General features: G+C 60.8%; 6 protein-coding genes. 2 read left to right on the forward strand and 4 right to left on the reverse strand.

Annotated elements, in window-relative coordinates:
- Positions 1-199: 199 nt before the first annotated feature.
- Positions 200-391, forward strand: coding sequence for a hypothetical protein (locus AC2FNS_RS06790; RefSeq protein WP_496711431.1), 192 nt, complete (start codon positions 200-202; stop codon positions 389-391).
- Positions 392-394: 3 nt separating this feature from the next.
- Here the strand turns inward: AC2FNS_RS06790 and dddP are convergent, their stop codons facing one another.
- The gene (gene dddP, locus AC2FNS_RS06795) at positions 395-1,738 is read right to left on the reverse strand and encodes a dimethylsulfonioproprionate lyase DddP (protein ID WP_496711432.1); all 1,344 of its coding nucleotides are present in this window, start codon (positions 1,736-1,738) and stop codon (positions 395-397) included.
- A gap of 123 nt (positions 1,739-1,861) precedes the next feature.
- On the opposite strand from dddP, the gene AC2FNS_RS06800 reads away from it, so the two are divergent.
- A complete protein-coding gene (locus tag AC2FNS_RS06800; protein ID WP_496711433.1) occupies positions 1,862-2,605 on the forward strand; it encodes a heme-dependent oxidative N-demethylase family protein in 744 nt (247 codons plus the stop codon).
- Between the two features lie 36 nt (positions 2,606-2,641).
- On the opposite strand, the gene AC2FNS_RS06805 is transcribed toward AC2FNS_RS06800, so the two are convergent.
- The 3 genes from AC2FNS_RS06805 to glnA all read right to left on the reverse strand — a co-directional run.
- Positions 2,642-3,553, reverse strand: a complete 912-nt coding sequence (locus AC2FNS_RS06805) for a hypothetical protein (RefSeq protein ID WP_496803800.1) — start codon at positions 3,551-3,553, stop codon at positions 2,642-2,644.
- Between the two features lie 182 nt (positions 3,554-3,735).
- Entirely contained in the window at positions 3,736-4,530 is a 795-nt protein-coding gene (locus AC2FNS_RS06810; RefSeq protein ID WP_496711435.1) for a lytic murein transglycosylase, read from the reverse strand.
- A 147-nt stretch (positions 4,531-4,677) separates the two neighbouring features.
- Positions 4,678-6,000, reverse strand: a 1,323-nt coding sequence (gene glnA, locus AC2FNS_RS06815; protein WP_496803801.1) for a type I glutamate--ammonia ligase, incomplete at its 5' end; no start/stop codon positions are given.

Here is a 6,000-nt window from a genome sequence, read left to right on the forward strand (position 1 = left end):
GGGGCCTCAACCCCTGTGTCAGGCGCGTCACGCCAAGGTGAGAGGGGAGCGTTGAATCGTGAAGGTGTTGCGGCTTGCTTGTCTCGGGAAGGTAAAACTTCAGGGATTGTGGTGTCGCAGCGATCAGATATTCGTTTCGTAAATGGTTCGGATGTCCCCATGCTCATGTTTCGTCGAACAATGAAACAGGATTTCTACGATGACACATGTTGAACCGATCCATCACAGTCACCGCTATCACCTCGGGCTTTTGCCGGGGCTGCTGCTGACTGCTACGCTGGATTTTGCCGCGGGCCAGACCTGGCCGCTGGACTCCGAACAAGCCGGCATCGAGCAGCCCGCGCCCGAGGATTGGCGCGGAAATGTGCGCCGCTCGTACTGGACGGATTGAGACCTATTCGAGCCCCATGAGAGCGGCATCGAACGGGTAGGTGGTCAGGTTTTCGTATCCATCCTCGGTGATCAGCACCTGATCCTCGAGCTTGATCGAGAAATCGCCGCCGACTTCGCCCACGGCTGCCTCGACGCACAGCACCATGCCGGGTTCCAGCGGATAGTCATAGGCGCCGGGCACCGCCTTGTCGGGATAGGCCACCAAAGGCCACTCGTCGCACAGGCCCACGCCATGCATCAGGCAGCCGTATTTCTGCGCCTGGAACTTGTCGTCCAGCCTGTGGCAGTTGGCGGTCAACTCGGGGATCATCACGCCGGGCTTCAGCATGCCCATGTTGGTCATGATGTGCTCATGCGCGTGCTGCATGGCATAGACCATGTCGGGCCGGGGTTTTTCATCCCCGATCCACCAAGTGCGCGAGATGTCGACGCAAATGCCGTAGCTGCCGATCAGATCGGTGTCAAAGGCGATGATTTCATTCTTCTGAGTGATCCGCGGCCCGCATTCCTGAAACCACGGGTTGGTGCGCGGCCCCGAGGCCAGCAGGCGCGTTTCGATCCATTCACCGCCGCGCTTGATGTTTTCGGCGTGCAGAACGGCCCAGATATCATCCTCGGAGGTCTTGCCGTCACCAACATAGGTGCGGGCGAACTTCTCCATCTCGGCCACGGCGGTTTCGCAGGCGTGGCTGGCGCAACGCATGGCAAGGATCTCGTCAAGGCCCTTGATGGCGCGGGTCTTTTCGGTGACTTCCTCGCCCTCCAAGATCTCGAAGCCCTGTGCCTCGAGCGCGCGGAGGCCGTGCAGCATGATCTTGTCCACCGCCAGCCGGGTGTGGCCGGGGGCGTGGTCTTGCATCAGTATGCGCACCTCGTTGGCGAACACGTCCGCCTGTACGTCCACCTTGTCGCCCCTGTCGAAATAGAACAAGTCCGCGCCCGAGCGCTGTTCCCGCACCAGCGGGTTGAATTTCGACAAAAAGGGCGAGTTCTTGTAGTCCCAGATCACCATGTAGCCATCGGCGCACAGCAGCACCGCCCGGAACGGGTTGTGTGTGTTCCACAGCTGCATGTTGGTGCTGTCGGTCGCATAGCGGATGTTGAGCGGGTCGAACATCAGCAGCCCGCCATAGCCTCGATCGACGATTGCCTGGGTCAGCCGTTTCCAGCGATATTCGCGCATCCGGTCCAGGTTGGGCAGTTGCAACCCGGCGGCGGCCCATTCGCTGAATGCAAGTTGGGTGGGGCCGATCTCGATCCGGTCATTGTCGTTCGGCGTACCGTCGCCAAGCGTCGCGCCGCGGCTGGGGTCGATCTTGCGGGTGTCTCGGTAGTGGTGGTTCACGGCGCGCCTCCCTGCTTGCCGGTTCAGCCTGAAGGGGCAGGGCGGCCCCGTCTGGGTGAATTGCGACGATTTGCCAGTCGCTTTTTGACCGACAAGGCCTGTTTGGAGTGCTAACCCAAGGCCATGACAGCCATTCTGCAACAGACTCTGCCCTACGATCCGAAACAACAGCGACCGCTACCGGGGATCGCGCCGACCACGATGGAGGACTGGCTTCATCGCGATGATGCCTTCGCCGCGCAAATGCGCCACCGCCAGCACCTGCTTGAAACCCGTCGGGACGACGTGCTGGCGCTGGACCCGCAGGCCCACCCGGCCGCCGTCGAACTGCTGGATCTGGTCTTGGCGCAGGCCTATCCCGAGGCGGCCGACACCGCGCAGCGCCCGGACGGGGCCGCCGTGCCGATTGACCGCGACAATCCTTTGGATACGCTTTGCCTGCTGGCGCAGGAGGATTTCTGCATCTTGCAGAAACGGGGCGACGAGCATGTGCTGACCGGGGCCATCCTGTGCTTTCCCGCCAGCTGGCGTCTGTCCGAGAAATTCATGCGACCACTGATCGCCATTCACGAGCCGGTCGACAGCTATGATCCCAACATCGCGCGCCGGGTGCAGCGCCTGTTTGACGGGATTCAAATTGCTCGGCCTTTGTGGCGGTTCAACGCGCTGTGGTACGATGACCCCGAGTTGCACCAGCCCCGCAGTGCCAGCGCCCCGCGCGAGATCCGCAACCGCGGAACTGCACGGTACCTGCGCAGCGAGCGTCAGACCTTGGTGCGGCTGCCGCAGTCGCAGGCAGTTGTGTTCTCGATCCACACCTATGTCTTGCCGGTCGAGCGGCTGCCAGAAATGGAAAACCCCGCCTGACGGCGGGGCCTCCAAGGAGGGTTCTTTGAATTTCGGCTACATGCCCAGCGCGTTGGCCGCTCCGGCGAACACCTTGCTGGAACTCAGCGAAACGATGGCCACGGTAAAGACCATTACCTGAGTGTTCAGGCGGAAATCCTCGCCCTTGATCAGGTTCACAGCTGCCAGCGACAGGGCAAGAGGCGCCGACATGCTGGCCACGATTCCGGTCATGGCCCAGCTGCTCAGGCGCAGCGCATCGCTGGGGCGGTCCTCGTCCTCGGTCACCTGTTCTTGCGGTTCGTCGGCCTCAGCCCTGAAGGCGATGCTCAGCAATTGATCATCCGTCAGCTGGATCGGGCGGCCGCTGGTTGCCTTCGGGGCTGGCACTTCGTCGACCTCGACGTCGGTGTTTTCGGTCCGTAGACCGGCGAACGGGCCGCTGACGACGCCAAATGCGTCGTGCCGACTGCGGATCTTGCCCGGCATGAACGTATCAAACGCGCTCATGAACTGCTCGGTCGTCAGAACGGTTTTCGGCGACAGCCATTCCACGCGCTGGGTGGTGCAGATGTCGACCATCCGGTACAGCATCACCACCAGCATCAGTTCCGAGATCTCGGAATCGTCGAGCAGCCCGGACACGGGCAACAGTGATACAGTCAGACGGTTTCTGGGACGGGCCGCGGCGGGACGGATAATCGTTTTCAGCCCGGCCATCTGATCGCGACGGCATTGCGGGGGCGTTTCCGGGCTTTCCGTTTCGACGATGAGGGAAACCAGATATTGGCTGGTTACGATACTTGCCTCGGTCGCGCTGAGCAGAGCCTTGCGCTCGACCAGATGGCCGTAATCCTCGAGCGTGGCGGCAACGATCTCGCCGAAGCGTTCGAGCGCGCCATCCGGGTCTCCCTGGAACTGCAGGCCGCCGTGATATGAGTGCTTCGAGGTCACAAGACTTTCCTTCAAGTCGGCATCGTTGAAAACAAATCTAGCAGGACATCGGGGAGGAAATTTGACCATTCTGCAAAAAAGAACGGAAATCCGATGATTGATTACGCTTTGGAAACCAAGAAATTAGACCAAAATCTTAGGTACTGTGGCGACATTGTGGCGAAATTGGGGGCGCGGTCGGTAGCGCCCGCCGGGTATCATTTATCGATTCGGGCAGCCATGATCGCGATGGCCTGCTGATAGACGCTGGCCGCGTTCCACTGCTGCAACACCGCGAAATTCGGCTCTCCCGGTTGGTAGCCGCGGCCGGGTTTCCACCCTTTCTTGCGCAGGAAATTCGCGGTCGAGGCAAGCGCGTCGGTCGGGTTATAGAAATCGACCCTGCCGTCTCCGGTGGCGTCTACGCCATAGCGCAGGGCGTTCCCGGGAAGAAACTGCGTGTGGCCCAACTCGCCATGTTTTGCCCCTTTTGTTGCCATCGAAATACTGCCTTGGTCGACCAGTTTCAGGGCGCCGATGGCGTGTGGAATGAAGAACTCGGATCGGCGACAATCATAGGCCAGTGTTGTAATTGCGGAAACGACCTGGCTGTCTCCCATGAAGCGGCCAAACCCGGTTTCCATGCCGTGAATGGCGATCAGAACACCGGCCGGCACGCCGTAATGGCGTTCGAGCGCGGCATAGAATTGCGGGTTGCGAGCCTTGCGTTTGCGGCCCTGCGCGACGATCGTGTCGGCGCCACGGATCTGCAGGAATTTGCCCAGCGAATATCTGAAGCTTTTTTGATTGCGGTCGGCGGCGATCGTGCCGGCCGCATACCAGGTCTGGGCCAATGCCTGCAGCCCCTTCTTCCTGACGCCAGCCCTGCGGGCCTGTTGGGCGAAACTGGTTTTCCACGTTTCGAAACCGCTGCCGTCATTGCCGCAGGGGGCGGCCAGAGCAGTCGCCGGAGCGAGGGACAGGGCCGAAACAAGCAGGGCTGCGCGCATCATAGCATCAATCCGTTCAAAAAATGACTGAGACCAAGGTTAGAGCCTGTCGGCAACACTACAAAGCGCTTTGCTGAACCCGGAGCGCCCAAATCAAAAAAAGGGCGCCCCGCAGGGCGCCCTTGAAAAGGTAGCATCAACCTGCTGCGATCAGCAGCTGTAGTACATGCCGTACTCGACCGGGTGCGGGGTGTGCTCGTAGGTTTCGACCTCTTCCATCTTCAGCGCGATGTAGCCGTCGATCTGATCCTTGGTGAACACGTCGCCCTGCAGCAGGAAGTCGTGGTCGGCTGCCAGGCTCTCCAGAGCTTCGCGCAGGCTGCCGCAGACGGTCGGGATACCGGCCAACTCTTCGGCGGGCAGATCGTAGAGGTTCTTGTCCATCGCCTCGCCCGGATCGATCTTGTTCTTGATGCCGTCCAGGCCGGCCATCAGCAGGGCTGCAAAGGCCAGGTAGGGGTTTGCCGACGGGTCGGGGAAGCGGGCCTCGACGCGCTTGGCTTTCGGCGATTCAGTCCACGGAATACGGACACAACCCGAACGGTTGCGGGCCGAGTAGGCGCGCAGAACGGGGGCTTCGAAGCCCGGGATCAGGCGCTTGTAGCTGTTGGTCGACGGGTTGGTGAAGGCGTTTAGGGTTTTGGCGTGCTTGAGGATGCCGCCAATGAACCACAGGGCCTCGTCCGACAGGTCGGCATATTTGTCGCCAGCAAACAGCGGCTTGCCGTCTTTCCAGATCGACATGTTCACGTGCATGCCAGTGCCGTTGTCGCCCGCGATCGGCTTGGGCATGAAGGTGGCCGATTTGCCGTAGGCGTGCGCCACGTTGTGGATGACATACTTGTATTTCTGCAGCTCGTCGGCCTGTTTGGTCAGGCTGTCAAAGATGAGCCCCAGCTCGTGCTGGCACGAAGCCACTTCGTGGTGGTGCTTGTCGACCTTCATGCCCAGACGTTTCATGGTCGACAGCATTTCCGAACGCAGGTCCTGGGCTTCGTCGATCGGGTTCACCGGGAAGTAGCCACCCTTGACGCCCGGACGATGGCCCATGTTGCCCATCTCGTATTCGGTGTCGGTGTTCCACGATGCGTCGGTAGCATCAACTTCGTAGGATACCTTGTTGATGCTGTTCGAGAAACGCACGTCATCGAACAGGAAGAATTCTGCTTCGGGGCCGAAAAACGCCGCGTCGCCGATGCCCGACGACTTCAGGTAGGCCTCGGCCTTCTGCGCGGTGCCGCGCGGGTCACGCTCGTAGGGTTCGCCGGTGTCGGGCTCGACCACCGAGCAGTGAATGCAGATGGTCTTTTCCGCGTAGAACGGATCGACATAGGCGCTTTCGGTGTCGGGCATCAGTTTCATGTCCGATGCTTCGATCGACTTCCAGCCGGCGATCGACGATCCGTCGAACATGAAGCCTTCGTCCAGGAAGTCCTCATCGACCTGATCCGCCATCACGGTCACGTGCTGCAG

This window comes from Ruegeria sp. BHSA191 (genome assembly GCF_059613325.1).

Bases quoted from the DNA above. Each gene is read 5' to 3' on its own strand.
- AC2FNS_RS06790 (WP_496711431.1), top strand. From the start codon at position 200: ATGACACATGTTGAACCGATCCATCACAGTCACCGCTATCACCTCGGG.
- AC2FNS_RS06800 (WP_496711433.1), top strand. From the start codon at position 1,862: ATGACAGCCATTCTGCAACAGACTCTGCCCTACGATCCGAAACAACAG.
- AC2FNS_RS06810 (WP_496711435.1), bottom strand. From the start codon at position 4,530: ATGATGCGCGCAGCCCTGCTTGTTTCGGCCCTGTCCCTCGCTCCGGCG.